The organism is Nonomuraea sp. NPDC049784 (assembly GCF_040659615.1).
In the GTDB taxonomy this organism is placed as follows: domain Bacteria; phylum Actinomycetota; class Actinomycetes; order Streptosporangiales; family Streptosporangiaceae; genus Nonomuraea.
Genome location: NZ_JBFAMX010000050.1, coordinates 15,965 through 34,967 on the forward strand (window position 1 = coordinate 15,965; position 19,003 = coordinate 34,967).

At 70.0% G+C, this 19,003-nt stretch carries 15 protein-coding genes; 8 read left to right on the forward strand and 7 right to left on the reverse strand.

Annotated features, from left to right (window positions below; genetic code table 11):
* Nucleotides 1–166 precede the first annotated feature (166 nt).
* Entirely contained in the window at nucleotides 167–715 is a 549-nt protein-coding gene (locus AB0J09_RS14295; protein ID WP_360689862.1) for a hypothetical protein, read from the reverse strand.
* A gap of 885 nt (nucleotides 716–1,600) precedes the next feature.
* On the opposite strand from AB0J09_RS14295, the gene AB0J09_RS14300 reads away from it, so the two are divergent.
* Together AB0J09_RS14300 and AB0J09_RS14305 are read left to right on the forward strand one after the other, a co-directional pair.
* Nucleotides 1,601–2,017, forward strand: a complete 417-nt coding sequence (locus tag AB0J09_RS14300; RefSeq protein ID WP_360689864.1) for a hypothetical protein — start codon at nucleotides 1,601–1,603, stop codon at nucleotides 2,015–2,017.
* Nucleotides 2,018–2,079: 62 nt separating this feature from the next.
* A complete protein-coding gene (locus AB0J09_RS14305; protein WP_360689866.1) occupies nucleotides 2,080–3,414 on the forward strand; it encodes an AarF/UbiB family protein in 1,335 nt (444 codons plus the stop codon).
* A gap of 1,408 nt (nucleotides 3,415–4,822) precedes the next feature.
* On the opposite strand, the gene AB0J09_RS14310 is transcribed toward AB0J09_RS14305, so the two are convergent.
* The 4 genes from AB0J09_RS14310 to AB0J09_RS14325 all read right to left on the reverse strand — a co-directional run bounded on the left by AB0J09_RS14310 (nucleotide 4,823) and on the right by AB0J09_RS14325 (nucleotide 9,093).
* Complete coding sequence (locus AB0J09_RS14310; protein WP_080045300.1) at nucleotides 4,823–5,092, reverse strand: WhiB family transcriptional regulator; 270 nt, start codon at nucleotides 5,090–5,092, stop codon at nucleotides 4,823–4,825.
* A 128-nt stretch (nucleotides 5,093–5,220) separates the two neighbouring features.
* On the reverse strand, nucleotides 5,221–5,481 hold the full coding sequence (locus AB0J09_RS14315) for a hypothetical protein (RefSeq protein WP_360689868.1): 261 nt from the start codon (nucleotides 5,479–5,481) through the stop codon (nucleotides 5,221–5,223).
* Between the two features lie 163 nt (nucleotides 5,482–5,644).
* Nucleotides 5,645–6,514 (reverse strand): acyl-CoA thioesterase II, encoded by an 870-nt coding sequence (gene tesB, locus AB0J09_RS14320; protein WP_360689870.1) that lies wholly within the window; start codon nucleotides 6,512–6,514, stop codon nucleotides 5,645–5,647.
* A gap of 548 nt (nucleotides 6,515–7,062) precedes the next feature.
* The gene (locus AB0J09_RS14325) at nucleotides 7,063–9,093 is read right to left on the reverse strand and encodes an ATP-dependent DNA helicase UvrD2 (RefSeq protein ID WP_360689892.1); all 2,031 of its coding nucleotides are present in this window, start codon (nucleotides 9,091–9,093) and stop codon (nucleotides 7,063–7,065) included.
* A 152-nt stretch (nucleotides 9,094–9,245) separates the two neighbouring features.
* Between AB0J09_RS14325 and AB0J09_RS14330 the strand changes: the two genes are divergently transcribed.
* Both AB0J09_RS14330 and AB0J09_RS14335 read left to right on the forward strand, forming a co-directional pair.
* Complete coding sequence (locus AB0J09_RS14330; protein ID WP_360689872.1) at nucleotides 9,246–10,145, forward strand: alpha/beta hydrolase; 900 nt, start codon at nucleotides 9,246–9,248, stop codon at nucleotides 10,143–10,145.
* Nucleotides 10,146–10,224: 79 nt separating this feature from the next.
* On the forward strand, nucleotides 10,225–10,473 hold the full coding sequence (locus AB0J09_RS14335) for a mycoredoxin (protein WP_360689874.1): 249 nt from the start codon (nucleotides 10,225–10,227) through the stop codon (nucleotides 10,471–10,473).
* On the opposite strand, the gene nudC is transcribed toward AB0J09_RS14335, so the two are convergent.
* Nucleotides 10,474–11,448: an NAD(+) diphosphatase gene (nudC, locus tag AB0J09_RS14340; protein ID WP_360689876.1), complete on the reverse strand. Its 975-nt coding sequence runs from the start codon at nucleotides 11,446–11,448 to the stop codon at nucleotides 10,474–10,476.
* Nucleotides 11,449–11,678: 230 nt separating this feature from the next.
* On the opposite strand from nudC, the gene AB0J09_RS14345 reads away from it, so the two are divergent.
* The 4 genes from AB0J09_RS14345 to AB0J09_RS14360 are packed head-to-tail and all read left to right on the forward strand — an operon-like array spanning nucleotide 11,679 to nucleotide 16,791.
* Nucleotides 11,679–12,734 carry a siderophore biosynthesis protein gene (locus AB0J09_RS14345; protein ID WP_360689878.1) on the forward strand — a complete coding sequence of 352 codons (1,056 nt, stop codon included), beginning with the start codon at nucleotides 11,679–11,681 and terminating at the stop codon, nucleotides 12,732–12,734.
* Entirely contained in the window at nucleotides 12,731–14,191 is a 1,461-nt protein-coding gene (locus AB0J09_RS14350) for an IucA/IucC family protein (RefSeq protein WP_360689880.1), read from the forward strand. The genes AB0J09_RS14345 and AB0J09_RS14350 overlap by 4 nt, the downstream gene beginning before the upstream one ends.
* The gene (locus AB0J09_RS14355) at nucleotides 14,192–15,724 is read left to right on the forward strand and encodes an IucA/IucC family protein (RefSeq protein ID WP_360689882.1); all 1,533 of its coding nucleotides are present in this window, start codon (nucleotides 14,192–14,194) and stop codon (nucleotides 15,722–15,724) included.
* On the forward strand, nucleotides 15,721–16,791 hold the full coding sequence (locus tag AB0J09_RS14360) for a type III PLP-dependent enzyme (protein ID WP_360689884.1): 1,071 nt from the start codon (nucleotides 15,721–15,723) through the stop codon (nucleotides 16,789–16,791). Before AB0J09_RS14355 ends, AB0J09_RS14360 begins: the two co-directional genes overlap by 4 nt.
* Here AB0J09_RS14360 and AB0J09_RS14365 read toward each other — a convergent pair.
* A partial coding sequence (locus AB0J09_RS14365) for a 3'-5' exonuclease (RefSeq protein ID WP_360689886.1) occupies nucleotides 16,751–19,003 on the reverse strand: 2,253 nt, incomplete at its 5' end. The two genes, AB0J09_RS14360 and AB0J09_RS14365, sit on opposite strands and share 41 nt — an antisense overlap.

Here is a 19,003-nt window from a genome sequence, read left to right on the forward strand (position 1 = left end):
TATCTGCTGCCTGCGCTTCCGGTGGGGATGCGGTCGGCTGAGTGACATCTCCCGTGCCGGCTCTCCCGAGACGCAGGGGCGCCGGGCTGCCATGCCCGCCCTCCCCCGACCTCCCCTGACCGACGCTGAGCGAGCTCGCCCACTCAACCGCGGATATGCCCGCTCATCAACCCTCTGACCTGCTTGTCCCGGCCATCTGCTGTCCACAGGCCGCCTCAGGCGCCTTAGTTATCCACAGCCACCGCCGAACCGGCTCGGGATCTTGCTCGGGCATGGAAACCTTCCCGCCATGAGGCCACGTGTGAAGCCCGCCCTCCGGCGCATCATCCGCGACGAGCACACCCTCCAATACGGCGTGCACCCCCTCCGGGCCGTCATGTTGAGCGGCCTGACCCCGGCCGTCCGCCGGTGGGTTGAGAGCCTTGACGGCACTCGCGACCTGGAGTGCGTCCTGGCGGAAGCGGCCGCCGCGGGCTTGGACGAGATCCGTGCCCAAACCTTGCTGGAGCAGCTCGCCGTACAAGGCGCCCTCCACGACGCGGCCACAAGCCCCGCGCCGCTCGCCGATCTCTCCCTGGCCGAGCGAGACCGCCTGAGACCAGACCTCGACGCCCTCGACCTCGCCTCCACCGCTCCGGACGGCGCGATCGCCCTCTTCGGGCGCCGCAGGGAGCAGCGGGTGCGCGTCTATGGGGCAGGCCGGGTAGGCGCGCAAGTGGTCGCCCTCCTCGCCGCCGCCGGGGTCGGTAACATCCGAGTGTTCGACCCAGGCACCGCCCGGCCGTGCGACATCACACCCGGTGGGCTGACGTGGGCGGAGGTCGGTCTCCCTCGCGAGGCCGGCGCAGTGGCCGTCGTGAGGCGGCTCACGTCTGGTGGCCACACATCTGTCGCGTCCACGGACGCGTCACATACCGTCGAGGCCCGCGGCACCACACCTCCACCGGCTTCGCCGCCCACACGATCGCCCCAGAACGCACGCGTCACCAACACCCCCCAAACCACGCGTTCCGGCCGCCCAGCACACTCTGGCAACCCAGCACCAGCCCCGCGCTCCGGTAGCCCGGCCCAAGCCTCGCTCTCCAGCAACCCACCACAGGTCGCGCACTCCAGCAACCCCACACAGGCCATGCACTCCAGCAGCGCAGCACAAGCGGCGTCCGCCGGGGGCACCGTGCCCTCCACCGGAGGTACCGTGCCGTCCACCGCCGGCGCCGCCTCCTTCCTCACAAAGGCCGTGCCGTCCACCGCACGTACACTGCCGTCCTCCAAGGGCAGGATGCGGTCCTCGGCGGAGGCCGTCTCATTCCCCGTCGGCAACCCGCGGTCCGCCACGGAGGACGGGCCGCGCACTGCAGGCAGGATGCAGTCCTCTCCGGAGAACGGGCCGTCCACCACGGGTGCGGAGGAGGCATGCCACGCCCCAACCGGGCCGTTGAAGCGGGTGCGCGGGTCCGATAAGCGGTCGGACGGCCTGGAGGCCGAAGATGGGGAGGCAGTGAGGCCGTCCGTCAATGCGTTGGCCGGAGGGCCGTATCTCGGGGACAAGTCGGATCGGCCTGATCTCGTCATACTCGCGCCCGTCGCGCCCCTCGACGGAGTGCTGGTCAACGAGCTGACCTCGCTCGGCATCCCGCATCTTCTGGCGTCGGCCTTCGAGGGGCATGGGATCGTGGGGCCGCTGGTCACGCCGGGGAAGACGGCGTGCCTGCACTGTCTGGATCTGACGCGGCGGGATCGTGACCCTGGATGGCCGATCGTGACCGCCAGGTTGGGTGGCTATCCGCCGGGCGAGATCGCCTGCGACTCCACACTGGCGGCGGTGGTCGCGGCCGAGGCGACCGGTCATGCGCTTGCTTACCTCGATGGCAAGGAGCCGGTTGTGACCAACGGCACAATGGACGTTACGCCTGATTGGCGCTGGAAGAGGCGGTCTTGGAAGGCACACCCGCAATGTCGTTGTATGCGAAACAATCCTTATTCGCTAAGAATGGTCATGTCTCCTAACCGCGATTGACGTGCTCAGAGGATGACCATGAAGGGGGGAAGCGGTACCTCGCCGAGGTTCCGCGCATCAGTGTGAGCGATCTTCCGCGTCGTGCTGTCACGCGCTCCGCAAAGCTGGCCACCCTTCCACTCGGATTCGCCGGCCGCGCAGCCCTCGGGCTGGGCAAGAGGCTCGGCGGCAAGTCCGCCGAGCTCGTGGCGCAGGAGCTCCAGCAGCGTACGGCCGAGCAGATCTTCAAGGTGCTCGGCGAGCTCAAGGGCGGCGCGATGAAGCTCGGTCAGGCCCTGTCCATCTTCGAGGCGGCGCTGCCGCAGGAGATCGTCGGCCCTTATCGCGCCACGCTGACCAAGCTGCAGGATGCCGCTCCCCCGCTGCCCGTGTCCACCGTCCACAAGGTGCTCACCGAGCAACTCGGCGACGACTGGCGGGAGAACTTCCTGTCGTTCGACGACCAGCCGACGGCCGCCGCGTCGATCGGCCAGGTGCACAAGGCCGTGTGGCATGACGGCCGGGAGGTGGCCGTCAAGATCCAGTATCCGGGTGCGGGCAAGGCACTGCTCGGCGACTTCACGCAACTGGCGCGGCTGGGCAAGCTGTTCGGCGTGATGCTGCCCGGCCTCGACGTGAAGGCCGTGCTGGCCGAGTTGCGCGAAAGGATCGCCGAGGAGCTCGACTACCTGCGCGAGGCGGAGGCTCAGCACGCGTTCGCCCTCGAGTTCGACGACGATCCCGACTTCCACGTCCCCGACGTGGTCGCGGCCAACGAGATGGTGCTGGTCAGCGAATGGATGGACGGCACCCCGCTGTCCCGCGTCATCACCGACGGCACCAAGGAGCAGCGCGACCGCGCGGGATTACTCTTCGTACGTTTCCTGTTCTGCTCCCCCGCACGGGTCGGCATGCTGCACGCCGACCCGCACCCCGGCAACTTCCGCATGCTGCCCGACGGCAGGCTCGGCGCTCTTGACTTCGGCGCGGTCAACCGCCTGCCTGACGGCTACCCCAAGATGTTCGGCCAGCTGACGCGCATCTTCAACCACGGCGACATGGAGACCGTCATGGCGGGCCTGCGCCGGGAAGGCTTCATCCGCGACGACATAGAGATCGATCCTGACGCGTTGCGGGCCTTTCTGGCGCCGTACGTGGAGCCGACGGCGGTGGAGGAGTTCACGTTCAGCCGGGAGTGGCTGCAGGCTCAGGCGGCGAGCGTCACGGACCTCCGCCCCACGAACGTGGTCCGCCAGCTCAACCTCCCGCCTTCGTACGTGCTCATACACCGGGTCCATGCCGCCGGGATCGGCGTCCTGTGTCAGCTGGGCGCCACGGCTCGCTTCCGCGACGAGGTGATCCGCTGGGTCCCGGGTTTCTCCGACGACCCCAACGACGAGGCCCTGGCCATCGGTTAGCCCGTCCGTGGATCACCCTGCCGTTGGCGGGCACGCGGTGGCTCATTGACGGACACACGGATTTTACTGGCGCCGTATTGATTTCCGACTGCTCTGTGTAATGATACGAGTGCAAGTCGTTACCGTATCGAGGGGATCCGAATGCGTCGACCCGCGCGCCTGCCCACCGCCGCCGCACTGGCGAGCGCAGGCCTACGCGCCGCCACCCCCGCCGTCGCGCGGGCACTGGGGTCGCGGGCGCGGGCGCTGGGGTCGCGGGCTCCGCACGCATGGGCTCTCGCCCGGTTCGACTTCGCAATGCCCGTAGCCGGCTTAGGCCGTGACACGCCGGTCCGGGGTGTGATTCCCGTGGCCGATCCAAGGCGGTGATACTCGTGGCTGGTTTCGGGGCTGTGACTCCCGTAGCCGATCCGAGCTGCTGAAGCCGCGTGGCCGGTTCTAGGCCGCAATGCCCATGGCCCGGTCTGAGGTCCACGCCGCGCGACCGGTTCAGGGCCACCATGCCCGTGCACACACCTGCGCTCGTGCACGGTGATCCCACCGGCGCCGATGGTCAGCACATCCCCCTCCAGGGTGCTGAACAGGCGCCGGTGGGCTCGCAGTCGGTCAGAATGGGGCCTACGCCGCAGGGCCGGGTCCCGAACCATCAGGCCGGACCCATGCCGTGAAATCGGACCCACGTCGTGGGGCTCAGGCGTGCGAGCCGAGGAAACGGAATTGCGGACGCGACGGCCACTCCCTCAATAGGCGCAACGCCCCCGTGCAAAGTAATCGCGTACGAGCCGAAGAGGCAGAAAACGGGCGCGCGACGGCCGACCCGTCGAGAAGCGCGACGCGCGGTTCGAAGTGGCCGCGCACGGGCGCGAGCGCACGGCAGCCCCACCTCTCAAGAGACGAAACACCCCGCCCGAAACGACCGCGCACAAGCGCGGGCGCATGGCGGCGCGACCTCTCAAGAGACGCAACGCCCGCCCGAAGCGACCGCGCACAAGCGCGAGCGCACGGCAGCCCCACCCCTCAAGAGACGCAACGCCTCGCCCGAAGTGGCCGCGCACGGGCCGAGGCGGAGGTGCGGGCGTACAGAGAACGGGCTTTGAACGGGGAAGAGCCGGGCGCTGGGAGCGCCCGGCTCTCTCGAGGGATCTGGGAGATCCTGCGCCGGCGGCAGGATCTCCCAGATCAGATGTGGCGGCTCAGGGCCTCGCGGAGGCGATCGTTCGCCCGCTTGACCTCGCGCCGCGCCCGCTGCACGCGACTCACGCGCAGAAGGAGGCGTTGGTGCTCCGCCTCGCGGTGGAGCGTTTGTATTCGGTCATTTACCAGGTCATGGATGAGATCCGGCACTGCTCGGCTCCTCGTGATCTGAGTGCTCATTGGTCTGTTCGCTTTCTGGTGGTAGGTGCGGTGTTCAGGCAGCGACCGGGTGCTTGCGAGGACGCCCGCGCGGACGCTTGCGGGGAACGATCGTTCCCCTGAGGATCAGTTCGCCGCCCCAGACGCCCCACGGCTCCTCGCGCTCGAGCGCGCGGGCCAGGCAGGCCTTCTGGATCGGGCAGCCGCCGCAGAGTGCCTTCGCGAACTCCACGTCCTCCGGCGACTCGGCGAACCACAGGTCAGGGTCGGTACGGCAGGGGATCTTGGCTTCGTCGATCAGGTCCATGATCGTCTTCGCCCCCATCTGCTTCTCCTTTTGATCGATCTTTTTGATCTTGGTCGGGCACCTCATAGGTGGTCGGGGATCACGGACAAATAAGTAAGGCCGCGGATCCGGTCTGTGGATCCGCGGCCTGGTGGGCTATGTGCCGGTCAGGTTATGACCGGTACATCCCTCCAGGGTTGCGGACCGCACAGTCCACCCTTGGTGAGCTGGTTGGCCGGCAGTTCGATACGTGCGAGGTAGGCAGGGCTGGCTTGCGCAGCGGCGCCGAAGTGGGCGCGCGCGATATAGGCAGCCGCCTGGCTACGGGCAGACCTCTCCAGTCGCAGCTTGGCGGGACCATCGACGAGTCTCACCGAGTCACGGCATGCGGAAGCGAGCCACTGCGTGGCCGACATCTTGATGCTCATCACGGTGACTCACCTCCACTCTCGAGATCGTCGGAACAGTGCTGCTCCGACTCGCTTGACCATGACCCTAAACCGGGAACCCAGGAACCGGCAACATATTTTCTACCTGCGATTTTGTAACACTGGCCACGTCTTGACGGCCATCGCAGGTGGCGAGTTCGTACTACTTTGTCAGGCGGATCATGGCCTCTTGAACGACCGAGACCACGAGCTCACCCGACGCAGTGAACATCTCACCGCGAGCAAGTCCCCGAGCTCCCCCCGACCAGGGGGACTCCTGAGCATAGAGCAACCAGTCGTCGGCCCGGAATGGGCGGTGGAACCACATGGCGTGGTCCAGCGACGCGCCCATGACGTTCGACGCGCCCCAGGCCATGCCGTGGGCCAGCAAGACCGTGTCGACCAGCGTGAAGTCGGAGGCGTACGCCGCCAGCACCACGTGCAGGAGCGGGTCGTCTGGCAGGTCCGCGTGGTAGCGGAACCACACGTTGTTCCGGGCGCTGCGCAGCTCGGGGTTCTTGAACGCCTCCCAAGTGAGCGGCGAGACGTACCTGGCGTCCACCGGGCGGGGGCGCGACAGCCAGTCCCGGAGGTCGGGGTTGTCGCCGACCAGCTCGAACATCCTGTCCTGGAACGTGGGGAGCGTCTCGGGATCGGGCACCTGCGGCATCACGGACGCCTGATGCGTCACACCCTCCTCCGCGATGTGGAACGACGCCGACATCGTGAAGATCGCCTTGCCGTGCTGGATGGCGACGATCCTGCGGGTGGTGAACGAACGACCGTCGCGCAGGCGCTCCACGTTGTAGACGATCGGGACGGTGGGGTCGCCCGGGCGGATGAAGTACGCGTGGAGGGAGTGCACGTTACGGTCCTTGGGGACCGTACGGCCGGCCGCCACGAGGGCCTGGGCCGCCACCTGACCACCGAAGACGCGCTGGATGCGCTCCTCCGGGCTTCGTCCCCGGAAGATGTCGAGCTCGATCTGCTCCAGGTCGAGCAGGTCCAGGAGCTCCTTCAGCGCCTCATTCACGGTGTCCGTCCCCCCTTGTGCTTTCCGGTTTTGGGTCAAGTCTGACGTGTCGCCCGCATATGGCCAAAGGTGGGCCTGGCGTTGTCCGATGATTCCCGGTCCTGGTTTCCCTCCTGTTACAAGCCTGTGGCCCCTTGTGGAGTGACCCTGGGATGGTTTTCCCGGGGCTGAGGGCTGCGCCTTTCCGCGGATGGTGGAGGGCGCGGGTGGTGGACAGCGCGGGTTGAGCGGCGCGGGTCACCGGCGTGGGTCGAGGGCGCGGGTGGAGGGCGCGGGTGGAGGGCGCGGGCGCGTGGTGAGCCAAGGCCTCTTGACGAGCGCTGCTGTCGGAGGGGCGGGCGACGGGGCTGCGCGGTGTGGAACGCGCCGAGGCCCGATGGCGGTTGCTGACCATCGAGGCGGCCCGAGGCCGGGTGGGAGGCGGCCGCCTACGGAGGCAGTACCGCGCTGAGTGGCGGCCGTCCCGACGGGTGCCAGTGGGCGGGCGCGGTGGGAGCGGGGGCGGGGTGGGGGTCGGTGGGAGCGGGGCGGGGTGAGGGTCGGTGGGATCAGTCGGTGCGGCAGAGGGACAGGACGGCCTCGCCGTAGCGGTCGAGTTTGACCTTGCCGACGCCCGCTATCGACAGCAACTCCTGCTCAGACGCCGGCGCCCGTTCCGCGATGGCTTGGAGGGTCACGTCCGTGAAGATGACGTACGGCGGGACCTTGGACTCCTTGGCCGTGGCCGTGCGCCAGGCCTTGAGGCGCTCCAGGAGGGCCTCGTCGTAGTCCGCCGGGCACGTCGAGCAGCGGCCCAGCTTCTGCTCCGTGGCAGACGCCAGAGTCTTGGCGCACACCCGGCAGCTCACCGGGGCCGCCACCGGGCGGCGTTCGCGGGGCGATGGCGAGAGGCGGGGCGGGGACGAGGTTCGGCCGGTGAGGCCGTCGAGGAAGCGGGAGGGGCGGCGGGTCTTGCGGGCGCCCGGGGCGCGGGCGCCGGCCCAGGAGAGGGACAGGTGCTCCCTGGCGCGGGTGATGCCGACATAGAGGAGGCGGCGTTCTTCCTCGATCTGCTCCGGAGTCTCGGCGTAGATGATGGGGAGCATGCCGTCCGTCAGGCCGACCAGGAAGACGGCGTCCCATTCCAGGCCCTTGGCCGCGTGAAGAGAGGCCAGGGTGACGCCCTCCACGGGCGGGGCGTGCTGCTCGGTGGCTCGGCGTTCGAGCTCGGCCACATAGGCAGGAAGGTCGGCGCCGTCGGCGGCCATGTCCTCCGCCAGGTCCGCCAGGGCCTTCAGGGACTCCCAACGCTCCCTGGCCTTGCCGCCGCCCGGAGGGGAGGGCGTCAGGCCCAGGCCGCTGAGGATGTGGTGGACCTCCGAGGCCAGCGGTTCTCCAGCCGAGGAGCGGGCGGCGCCGCGCAGGAGCACGACTGCCTGGCGTACCTCGGGGCGGTCGAAGAAGCGCTCGGCGCCACGCAGCACGTACGGGATCTCCGCCTTGGACAGCGCCTCCTCGTACGCCTCCGACTGCGAGTTGATGCGGAACAGGATCGCGATCTCCCGCGAGTGCACGCCCTGGTCCAGGAGCTTCCTGATCGCGCGGGCCGCCCCCGCGGCCTCGGCGGGCTCGTCGTCGTAGTCGGCGAACGACGGCTTGGGGCCGTCGGGGCGCTGCGCCACCAGGTCGAGCCGGTGCGGCGACTTGACGATCATCCGGTTGGCGAGGTCCACCACCTGCGGGGTCGAGCGGTAGTCGCGGACCAGCTTGATGACGGCGGCGTTCGGGTGCTCCACGGCGAAGCCCGTCAGGTAGCGCGGGGTGGCGCCGGTGAAGGAGTAGATCGTCTGGTTGGGGTCGCCGACCACGCAGATGTCGTCGCGGCCCCCGAGCCAGGTGTCGAGCAGGAGCTTCTGCAGCGGGTTGACGTCTTGGTACTCGTCCACGACGAAATAGCGGTACTGCTGGCGGATCTGCCCCGCGACCTCCTGGTGCTCGGTCATCACGGCCGCGGTCAGTTCCAGGATGGTCTCGAAGTCGACCAGGTGGCGCTCGCGCCTGATCTGCTCGTACGCCTCATAGAGCCTGGCCACCTCCTCCGGAGGGACCGGGGGCGTGCGGTGATATTTCGCGGCGGCGGCCGCGTAATCCTCTGGGCCGATCTGGGTGACCTTGGCCCACTCGACCTCGGCCGCGATGTCCCGCAACTCGGACCGATCAGGATTTTTCCGGATCTGGCGGCAGGCCTCCACCAGCACCGGGAGCTTGGACTCGATCACCGAGGGCGCCGCACCGCCGATGACCCTCGGCCAGAAGTACGTGAGCTGCCGCAGGGCGGCCGCGTGGAACGTGCGAGCCTGCACACCGGGCGCCCCCAGCGCGCGCAGGCGCTGGCGCAGCTCCCCTGCCGCGCGAGTGGTGAACGTCACCGCGAGCACGCTCTGCGCGTCGACCACCCCGCTGCGCACCGCGTGCGCGATGCGATGGGTGATCGCCCTGGTCTTGCCCGTGCCCGCGCCGGCCAGCACACACACCGGCCCGCGCACCGCCTCGGCCACCGCTCGCTGCTCGGGATCGAGACCGGCCAGGACGTCATCCATGTTGTTCACCCGTACATACTCCCAGGTGTAGCGGAAAGACTCTTTATTCTGGCAACATGCGGGCCGACGTATGTTCATCGTGGTCCCAGTGCAAAGAACTGGTCTCTTCCCCCACAATGGGGCCGACCATCTGTATGGGGGAAAGGAAAGCCGTGCGAACTGCGGTTTCCGCGAGCGTGCTCGCGCTCGCCGCCGTCGTGCTCTCACCCGTCGCCGCCAGTGCGAACAAGGAGCCGACGCCTGCCCCCTCATCCGTCCTTGACCAGGAGGGCCTCGGCGGCTTCGCCAATGAGACCGTCTCGTACGGCTCACACGTACGTCAGAGCATGGACGTCTGGTGGACCCCGGACGGCCAGCAGCGCCCGGGCGTCTTCCTGATCCACGGCGGCTGGTGGTCGGGCGGCGACAAGCGGTACATGAAGGAGATCGTCCGCCAGTACGCCGAGCAGGGCTACACGGTCTTCAACCTCAACTACCGGCTCTCCGGCGACGCGGCCTGGCCCGCGCAGCGCACGGACGCGCTGGCCGCGATAGCGCTGGCCCGCAAGCACGCCGACCGGTGGGCGTTCGATCCGAGTAACTACGTGGTGGTCGGCTTCTCCGCGGGAGGCCACATCGCGGCGGCGGTGGGCACGTACGGCGACGGCATCCACGGGCTCAAGGGCGTCGTGGGCCTGTCGCCGATCATCTCGCCCCTGCGCGCCTACTCCGACGGCGAGAAGTCCAGCGACCCCAACAAGCGCAAGCTCCGCACGGCCGCCATCCGCCTGGCCGGAGGCTGCGAGCCCAAGGGCAAGTGCTCGCGGATCTGGGCCAGCATGGAGGTGGCCTGGCACGCCAGCCGCAAGGACGCGCCGATGCTGACGGTGCATTCACAGAGCGAGTTCGTGCCGCCGGTGCAGAGCCAGCTGCTCAAGACGATGCTGGGCCAGGTGGGCGTGCCTGTCACGGTCATCACCCAGCCAGGCATCAACCACAGCAACCCCCTCTACCGCGAGCCGGGCGTGGCCGAGCGCGTGCAGGAGTGGATCGCCGAACGCCTCGGCGGGTGAACGCCACCAGGGATTAACCCGGCAAGCGGCGTTGTTGCACCGAGCGCCTGAATTCCTGACCTTGGAGGGATCTCCCAACATGGCGCTCACGGTCTACAGCACCACCTGGTGCGGCCCCTGCAAGCGACTCAAGTCCCAGCTTGCCCGCGAGGGCATCAGCTTCGAAGAGGTCGACATCGAGCGTGACCCGTCGGCAGCCGAGTTCGTGATGAGCGTCAACAACGGCAACCAGACGGTGCCGACCGTGGTGATCGACACCCCCAATGGCCGCGTCGTCCGGACGAACCCCTCCGCCCTGGAGGTCAAGGCTCTGCTCGAAGCCGCCTGATCACCAGTCGCCGGTCAGCTCGCCGCCGTACCAGGTCTCGATCAGGCGGCGGGCTATCGACACCGGCGGCGGCAGGCGCAGCTCGCCGGACTCCAGCGCCTGCTCCAGCTCCTCGCGGGAGTACCAGCGGGCCTCGGCGATCTCCTCCGCGTCGGGCGTGAGGTCGATCGATGTGGCCTCGGCGAAGAAGCCGAGCATGAGACTGCGGGGGAACGGCCAGGGCTGGCTGCCGAGATAGCGCGGGTTGACGACGGTGACGCCGACCTCTTCGGCCACCTCGCGCGCGACGGCGTGCTCCAGCGACTCCCCCGGCTCCACGAACCCCGCCAGGATCGACAGCCGCCCCTCCGGCCACTGAGGACCGCGGGCGAGCAGGCAGCGGTCGTTCTCGTCGCGTACCAGCATGATCACGGCCGGGTCGACGCGGGGAAAGTGCTGGCTGGCGTCCTGCGGGCAGACCCGGATGTGGCCCCCGGCCTGCACGTTGGTACGGGTGCCGCAGCGCGGACAGTATTCGTGGGTCGTGTGCCAGGCCTCCAGCGCCACCGCGTAGACCAGCAGGCCCGCGTCGCGGTCGCCGAGCAGGCCGCCCACCTGGCGCAGACCGGCCGCCACCGGCTCGCCCTCCGGCGTGTCCCCCAGGCTCATGGGGATCGTCACGCGGCCGTTGACGTCGCCCTTGGGAATGCCGGGCAGCGGCGCGGCCACCGCGAAGTACGCGACTCCGTCCTCCAGCCCGAGCAGGTAGCGCGGCCCAGGCGGCGCGTCCCCGGACGTGAACAGCACCGCATGCACCTCATCGCCTGTCCGCCGCACCAGCGTGTGACCGTTGTCGATCACCAGCACCCTGGTCGACGGATCGGTCCACGCCCGCTCGAGCCATCGCTCGTCAGCACGCAGCGCCGAGGATCTGTCGATGGTGCCGCGCGCCAGAAGCAGTGGTCCGATGAGTTGCTCTTCCGCGGTCGTCTCCACAGGCCGCCCCCTCCCAAAATCCCTTGTCATCCTATGACCTCCCGGTTAGCCGCCGATTAAGGTATCCGGGCACCGGGGTGATCTTTCAAAGGCTAAGATCGGTGGGTTAGGTTAGCCTTACCTGATTATCCGGGGGTGCCTTCGCGTTGCGGCTTTATCTGACCGCGCTCAAACCAACAGATTCCGTGACGGATGGCTTCCTGCCCGCGGCTCATGCGCTGGGTTGTGAGGTGACGATCCTGACGGATCGGCCGGAGCGCCATCCGCACGCGGTGGCGTGCGACGTACGCGATCCGCGGGCCGTGATCGACGCCGTCGAGCACCTCGGCAGGCCGGACGCGATCTTCACCAACTCCGACCACCTGCAGGCGGAGACCGCGCTGGCGGCCGCCTATTTCGGGCTGCCAGGCAAGGACTGGCGGGCGTGCGTGGCCGCCAAGAACAAGTTCCTGACGCGTCGCAGGCTCCTCGAGGCCGGGATCGAGCAGGTCTGGTCGGCGCGGCTCGCCCCCAGCGACCCGGTGCCCGAGAGCCTGCCGTACCCGGTCGTGCTGAAGCCGCGCGAGGGCGTGGCCAGCGAGGACGTCATGCTGGTGGAACGCGATCTGGCCGGGGCGGTGGCCGAGGTCGGGAAGCGGCGGCCCGGCGAGGCGCTGGTCGTCGAGGAGTACCTCGAAGGACCGCTCCGGACGCTGGAGACGCTGGGCGACTCCTCCGAGCTGCGAGTGCTCGGGGGGTTCGAGACGACGCTGGGGGCGCTGCCGTACTTCATCGAGGAGCGGCTCGACTGGGCGCCGCGGGACCGGTCGCACGAGCACGTGCTCGGGGCGCTGCGGGCCCTCGGCGCGGGGTTCGGGGCCTGTCACACCGAGTACGTGGTCACCCCGCGCGGGCCTCGGATCGTCGAGGTGAACTACCGGGTGATCGGGGACCATTGCGACTTCCTGCTCGGAGATGTGCTCGGCGTGCCACTGTTCGAGTGGATCCTTCGGGTGCACCTTGGCGAACCCGTACCTGACATTCCGGAGACCTCCTCACACGGGAGTGCGGTGAGCCTGGTCGCGGACCGGTCCGGGACCGTCAAGGACGCCCCCGAGGCCGAGGCCCTGGCCGAGGGGGACGTCCGGCTGTGGCACCGGCCCCTGCGCCGGGTCGGGGACGTCGTCTCCCTCACGCACACGAACCGGGACTACCTCGGGGTCATCCGGGCCGTCGGGCCTTCCCGGGAAGTGGTGGACTCGGCGATCGAGGCTTACCGGGTCGCGCGGCCGTGGGTGATCGAATGAGCGGTCGGGAGGCCTACCTGGCCGCCCGGGTGCTGAACGCGCTGCTGCGCGAGGACTACGGCGGCCTGTCCTCCCGGATCAGCCGGACCAAGGACGGCGCGGGGCTGCTGCTGGCGGACGGGCGATGGGTGCGGCTGATCCCCGGGGTGCTGTTCCAGGACTTCGTGGTCGCCGAGGACGAGCGGCTGGGGCTGGAGCAGGTGCTGGAGACGTTGGCGGAGGTCGCGGACCCGGCGGACTCGGAGGGGGTGGCGGCGTTCTTCGAGGAGTGCCTGGCGGCGCTGGGCGCCTTGGAGCTGCACGACGCGCAAGCCGCGGAGGTCCTCGCGCGGAAGCCCTCTTATGAGGCGCTCGCCGCGTTCGTGGATCACCCCGTCTATCCGACCTCCCGGGCTCGTATAGGGCTGTCCGAGGCCGAGCTGCCGGCCTACGCGCCGGAGTTCGCGCCCTCCTTCGAGCTGCGCTGGGCCGTGGTGCCCGGCGCCGCCGCGCGCCTTCCCGCCGACGTGGCCCCCTGGGAGGGCGACGAGGTGCTCTTCCCGGTGCATCCGCTGACCGTCGGTGAGGTGCGGAAGATCGACGGGGTACGGGTCCTCGACAAGGCCCGGGTGACCGTTCGGCCCACCCTGTCGATGCGGACCGTCGAGCTCAACCCCCGCACCCATCTCAAGCTCCCCCTTCCGATCAGCACCCTGGGCATGCGGAACCGGCGCTCGATCAAGCCCGGCACGCTCGGCGACGGGGCGAAGGCCGAGCTGCTGCTGCGGGAGCTGGCCGATCCGGACGTCCTGCTGGCCGACGAGCAGACCTACGCGCACGCCGGCCACGAGTACCTCGCCTGGATGGTCAGGCGGCTGCCCGAAGGGAAGATCGTGCCGGTGGCCGCGCTGGCCGTGCCCGGGGTGCTGGCCGAGCTGGGTGACGTCGTCCCCGCCTACCTGCGGGTGCTGCTGCGCTGGAACGTACGGCTCTTCGTGCGGTACGGCGTCGCGCTCGAAGCCCACCAGCAGAACCTCGCCCTGGTCTTCCAGAGCGACCGGATGCGGCTGCTGGTCAAGGACAACGACGGGCTGCTGGCGTCACCCGCGAGGTTGCGCGCCGCCGGGGTCGCGGTGCCGGAGTTCGCCGACGAGCGGATGCTGAACGACGACCCGCACGCGCTGGCCGACGTGTTCGTGACCATCACGCTGCACCTCGCCGCCGCGGCGGTGGCGTTCGCGGCGATGCCGCACGACCGCGCGGCCGCGCTGCTGCGCGACACGCTGGCCGAGGCGCTCGACGAGTACGGCGACGATCCCATGGCCAGGATCCTGCGCGCCAGGACCCTGGACGCCGCCAGGCTCACCGGCAAATCCATGATCACCGCTGGGACGCTCGTGGCAAAGGAACGTTCCGGCGCGCGCGACATCAACAAGTTCTACGGCACCAGCGGGCCCAACTACCTGAGGAGAGCTTGAATGCACGGTCTGGCCATCGACGCGCCCTCCGCCCGTGCCGAGGAGGCGACGCTGGCGGCCCTGCTGCGCTGCTGCGTGCGGGAGGTGGCCGGGCCGCGTGGCCTGGTGTGGCCCGCCCCGCCGTACCTGCTGCTGCGGGTGGCCGGCACGCTGTTGCGGGCCCGCACGTACGGAGGCGCTGCGCTGCGCTTCGACGGCCCGCCGGAACGCCTGGAAGGCGGCGCCTGGCAGCCGTTGACGACCGATGAGCTGGTACGCCTGGCCGAGTCCGACCTCCAGGGGGAGAACGGCGAGTTCGGCGGCCAGGTGGCGGCCAGCAGGGAGGCCGTGGCGGCGATCCTGCGGGCCAGGGAGGAGGCCGTGCCGCCCGCCGATCCGTGGCTGGCCTCGGAGCAGGCGCTGGTGTACGGGCATCCGTTCCATCCCAGCCCCAAGGCGCGCGGCGGGGACGGCTGGCTGCGGTACGCGCCCGAGGCGCACGCCCAGTTCCCCGTCAGGCTGCTCGGCGTACGGGAGGACGCGCTCGCGGAGGGCGGCGACGTGTCGGTGCTGGACGCGATGGGCGAGGCGCCCCGCGGGTACCGGCTGCTGCCCGCCCATCCCTGGCAGCTCGAGCTGCTGCGGCCGGCGTTCGGGACCGAGCTGATCGACCTGGGGGCAGGACCGGCGGTCATGCCGACCTCGTCCGTCCGGACCGTGTACGCCCCTGAGGCGGAGGTCTGCCTGAAGTTCTCCCTGGACGTGCGGATCACGAACTGTGTACGCAAGAACGCCTGGTACGAGCTGGCCGGAGCCGTGGAGCTCACCTCCCGGCTGACACCGATTTTTGAGGAAATATCCGTCAAGCACCCCGCCACCCGCTGGCTCCCCGAACCCGGCTACCGCTCGGCCGCCCTCGGCACCAGACTCCACGAGGGCCTGGGCGTGATCGTCAGGCAGAGCCCCTGGGCCGCCTGCGACCCCGGCGTGACTCCCCTGCTGGCCGCCGCGCTCGCCCTGGACGCATCGGCGAAGGAGCCCCTCGCCTGGTGGCACGCGTACGTGACGGCGGTGGCGCTGCCCGTCCTGGAGCTGTACTTCACGCACAGTGTCGTACTCGAGCCCCACCTCCAGAACGTCCTGGTCGGCCTGGACACGGACGGCCTGCCCGCACAGGCCGTCTTCCGCGACCTGGAGGGCGCCAAGCTGGTCGCGGGCCGCCACGACCTGGACGACGTGGACCCCGAGGTGGCCCGAGCGCTCACCTACGACGCGGAGCGCGGCTGGGCCCGGGTGGTCTACTGCCTACTCGTCAACCACCTGACCGAGATCGCCGCCGCGCTGGCGGGGCAGGACGACGGACTGCTGCGGGAGCTGTGGCGGATCGCCCGCGATCTGCTCGTTCACCAGGCCGATGACCTCGGCTGGCCGCTGCCTCTGTCGGACCTGCTGGCCGGGGCGCCGTTGCCCGCCAAGGCGAACCTGGGCGTCCGCTGGGCCAGGGCCGCCGACCGCGCCGCCGGTTACGTCCCGATCGCGAACCCGCTCGCGTGATCACCGACCGCGTCCGGGACGCCGCCCTGAGCCTGCCGGAGGCTCCCGCCTACCTTTACGACCTGCCCGCGCTGGACGGGCATGCCGCGTCCGTACGGCGGGCGTTGGGGGACATCGAGCTGTACTACGCCGTCAAGGCCAACCCGGACGCCGAGCTGCTGCGGGTGCTGGCGGACCATGTGGACGGGTTCGAGGTGTCGTCGGCCGGCGAGCACGCGCATGTCAGGACCCTGTTCCCGGACAAAAGGGTCGCGCTCGGCGGCCCCGGCAAGACCGACGCCGAGCTGCGCCTGCCGCATCACCGCATCCACGTCGAGTCCCCGAACGAGCTGCGCCGCCTCCTCGACACCGGCCTGGAGGCCGACGTGCTGCTCAGGCTCAACCCGGACCTCCCTGTCGAGGGCGCCGCGCTCACGATGAGCGGGCCGTTCGGCATGGACGAGCAGGGCGTGGCTGAGTGCCTGCCGCTGTTCACCGAGCGGGTACGGCTGCGCGGCCTGCACACCCACCTGGCCAGCGGCCTGGACGCGCCCCAGCTCCTCACCCTGGCCGGGGCCCTGCTGGACAACGGGTACGAGGAGGTCAACCTGGGCGGTGGCATGGCGGTCTCTTACGCCTCGCCCGAGTCGCGCTTCGACTGGGTGGGCTATGGCCGCGGGCTGGCGGCGCTCGGCCGGGGGCGGACGCTGCGGATCGAACCCGGCAGGGCGCTGACCGTGTACTGCGGCTACTACGTGACCAGGGTCGTGGACGTGAAGCGGGTGCGCGGCGAGGCGTACGCGATCCTGCTGGGCGGCACCCACCATCTCCGCACCCCGGCGACCAAGGGCCACGACCAGCCGTTCACGATCCTGCCGACGGGCAAGGGGCAGGGCGTGGCCGACGAGCCGATCACCTTCGTCGGCCAGCTATGCACCCCGAAAGACCTTTTTTCCCGAAAAATCGTGACCTCGGCCTGCATCGGAGACACGGTGGTGTTCGAGATGGCCGGCGCCTACGCCTGGAACATCTCGCACCACGACTTCCTCATGCATCCGAAGCCGGCGTTCCACTATCTAAGAGCCTGACCCCCTCGATGAGCGCGACCAGGCCGTCGGCGTCGAGCAGATTGACGGGCCGCACAGTGTGGTTCGCGCGTACGTAGTGGAAGGCCGCCCGCACCTTCTCCAGCGGCACGCCCGCCAGATGCGACCAGGCCAGCCGGTACGCGGCGAGCTGCACCGACGCCACCCTGGCGGCCTTCCCCTTGGGCGGCTGGCCGGTCTTCCAGTCGACGACCTCGTAGCCGCCGTCGGGCAGCTCGAAGACCGCGTCCATCCGCCCGCGCACCAGCCGGTCGGCGATCATGGTCTCGAACGGCACCTCGAGATCGACCGGCCGCCGATCGGCCCACTCGCTCTCCTCGAACCGCTCCTGCAGCTCGGCCAGGCGCACATCGGCCTCTTCGAGCTCCTCGTCGTACAGCTCGAGGTCGTCGATCAGCCGCTGCTGGTCCCACCGCGTCTCCAGCCACTTGTGGAACGACGTGCCCCGGCGCGCCAGCGGCGCGGGCTTGGTCGGCACGGGGCGGCGGATCCTGCGGGCCAGCTCGCGCGGGTCGCCGGCCAGCGTGACCAGCGAGGACACGGTCAGCTTCGCGGGCAGCTCGACCGTCGTGGCGGGCCGGCGGTGATACAGCTCACGCTCGCGCAGCAGCAGGTCGGTGTCGCGCTCCCAGGCCCGCAGACGCTCCTCCTCGAACGTGCGCAGCGGCTCGTCCTCCTCCCCCTCCGCGAGCGTGCCCGCCAGGGCGTCCTCGACGAGTCTGGCGCCGTCCAGCACGGACTCGTAGCGCAGCCCCTCGGGCGTGACCGGCCAGGTGGCCTCGGCGGGCTCGGCGAGCAGCGGGTTCGTGGCGCCTTCCGCCAGCTCGGCGGCCCAGAACGAGACGCGGTCGGCGGTGTCGCGGATCTCCAGCAGGAAGTCGGACGGCTCCAGGGGCTTGGTGGCGCTGCCCCAGCGGTAGCCGGAGGCGATCAGGTGGTAGTGGGCGCGGGTGACGGCCACGTAAGCCAGTCTGCGCTCCTCCATCAGGTCACGCTCGCGGCAGAGCTCGTCGAACGCGCCCAGCTCCTCCTTGCTGAGCCCGGTCAGCCTGGGCAGGTCGGCGGCGTCGCCCCGCAGGGCGTAGGGGAGCTTGCGCGGGTTTTCCGTCCAGCGGCTGTTCATGACCGGGGTGGCGGGGAAGATGCTGCCCGTCGCGATCGTCCCCTTCGAGCTGACGAGCTGCGACAGGCCCGGCACGACCACGATCGGCCACTCCAGGCCCTTGGAGGCGTGCACGGTCATGAGCTTGACGCTGTTGCTGTCGCCGACCCGCCCGGCCTCGAGCCCGAACTCCTCGCTCTCCGCCGCCTGCAGGTAGGCCAGGAACGCCCCGAGCGTCGGGTCCTCGGCGTCGCCCGCGAACCTGGAGGCCGCGTCCAGGAACGCGTCGAGATCGGCCCGTGCCGCGAACGCGCTCGCCGTGCCGCTACGCGCGGCCACCTCGACGTCCAGGCCGAGCGTGCGCTCCACCTCGCTGATCAGGTCGGGGAGCGGCTGCGCGGTGTGCGCCCTGAGCCGGCGCAGCTCGTGGGCGAGCGCGACGAGCCTGGTGCGGGCCAGCGGCGAGAGCGGCTCCAGCCACTCCTCCCTGTCGGGCAGTTCGTCCAGCGCGTCCACCAGGCTGCCGCGCTCCTCGGCCAGGTCGGCGACCACCTGGTCGAGCGGGTCCTCCTCGCGGCCGCTCTCGCTCAGCTCACGGGCCAGCTGCCTGGCGTGCTCCCCCAGCACCCGCAGGTCGGCCGGGCCGATGCGCCAGCGTGGCCCGGCCATGAGCCTGGCCAGCGCGTCGCCGGCCGTCGGGTCGTACAGGACGCGCAGGGTGGCCACGATGTCGGTCACCTCGGGCACGGTCAGCAGGCCGCCGAGACCGACCACCTCGACCGGGATGTCGCGCTCCTCGAGCGCCCTGCGCAGCGCGGGGAACTGCGATCGCTTGCGTGCCAGGATCGCGACGTCCTGGGGCTGCACGGCGAGTGTCTTCTTGCGCTCCTTCTCGCCCCAGGGCAGGCCGTCGGGGGCGACCTCCTTGCCGAGGATCTTGGCGATGCCGTCGGCGATCCACTTGGCCTCGTCCTCGGCGGTCTCGTGGAAGGCGCAGGTGACGCGGCCCCGATCGACGCGGTTGGGGCCGGGGACCAGGACGGGGACCTCGCGGGCCTCCATGCGCAGCGGCAGCTGGACGCGGGCGGCGAC

Bases quoted from the DNA above. Each gene is read 5' to 3' on its own strand.
- AB0J09_RS14310 (WP_080045300.1), bottom strand. From the start codon at position 5,092: ATGGGGGCGAAGACGATCATGGACCTGATCGACGAAGCCAAGATCCCC.
- AB0J09_RS14355 (WP_360689882.1), top strand. From the start codon at position 14,192: ATGCACGGTCTGGCCATCGACGCGCCCTCCGCCCGTGCCGAGGAGGCG.
- AB0J09_RS14315 (WP_360689868.1), bottom strand. From the start codon at position 5,481: ATGAGCATCAAGATGTCGGCCACGCAGTGGCTCGCTTCCGCATGCCGT.
- AB0J09_RS14325 (WP_360689892.1), bottom strand. From the start codon at position 9,093: ATGGATGACGTCCTGGCCGGTCTCGATCCCGAGCAGCGAGCGGTGGCC.
- AB0J09_RS14350 (WP_360689880.1), top strand. From the start codon at position 12,731: ATGAGCGGTCGGGAGGCCTACCTGGCCGCCCGGGTGCTGAACGCGCTG.
- AB0J09_RS14335 (WP_360689874.1), top strand. From the start codon at position 10,225: ATGGCGCTCACGGTCTACAGCACCACCTGGTGCGGCCCCTGCAAGCGA.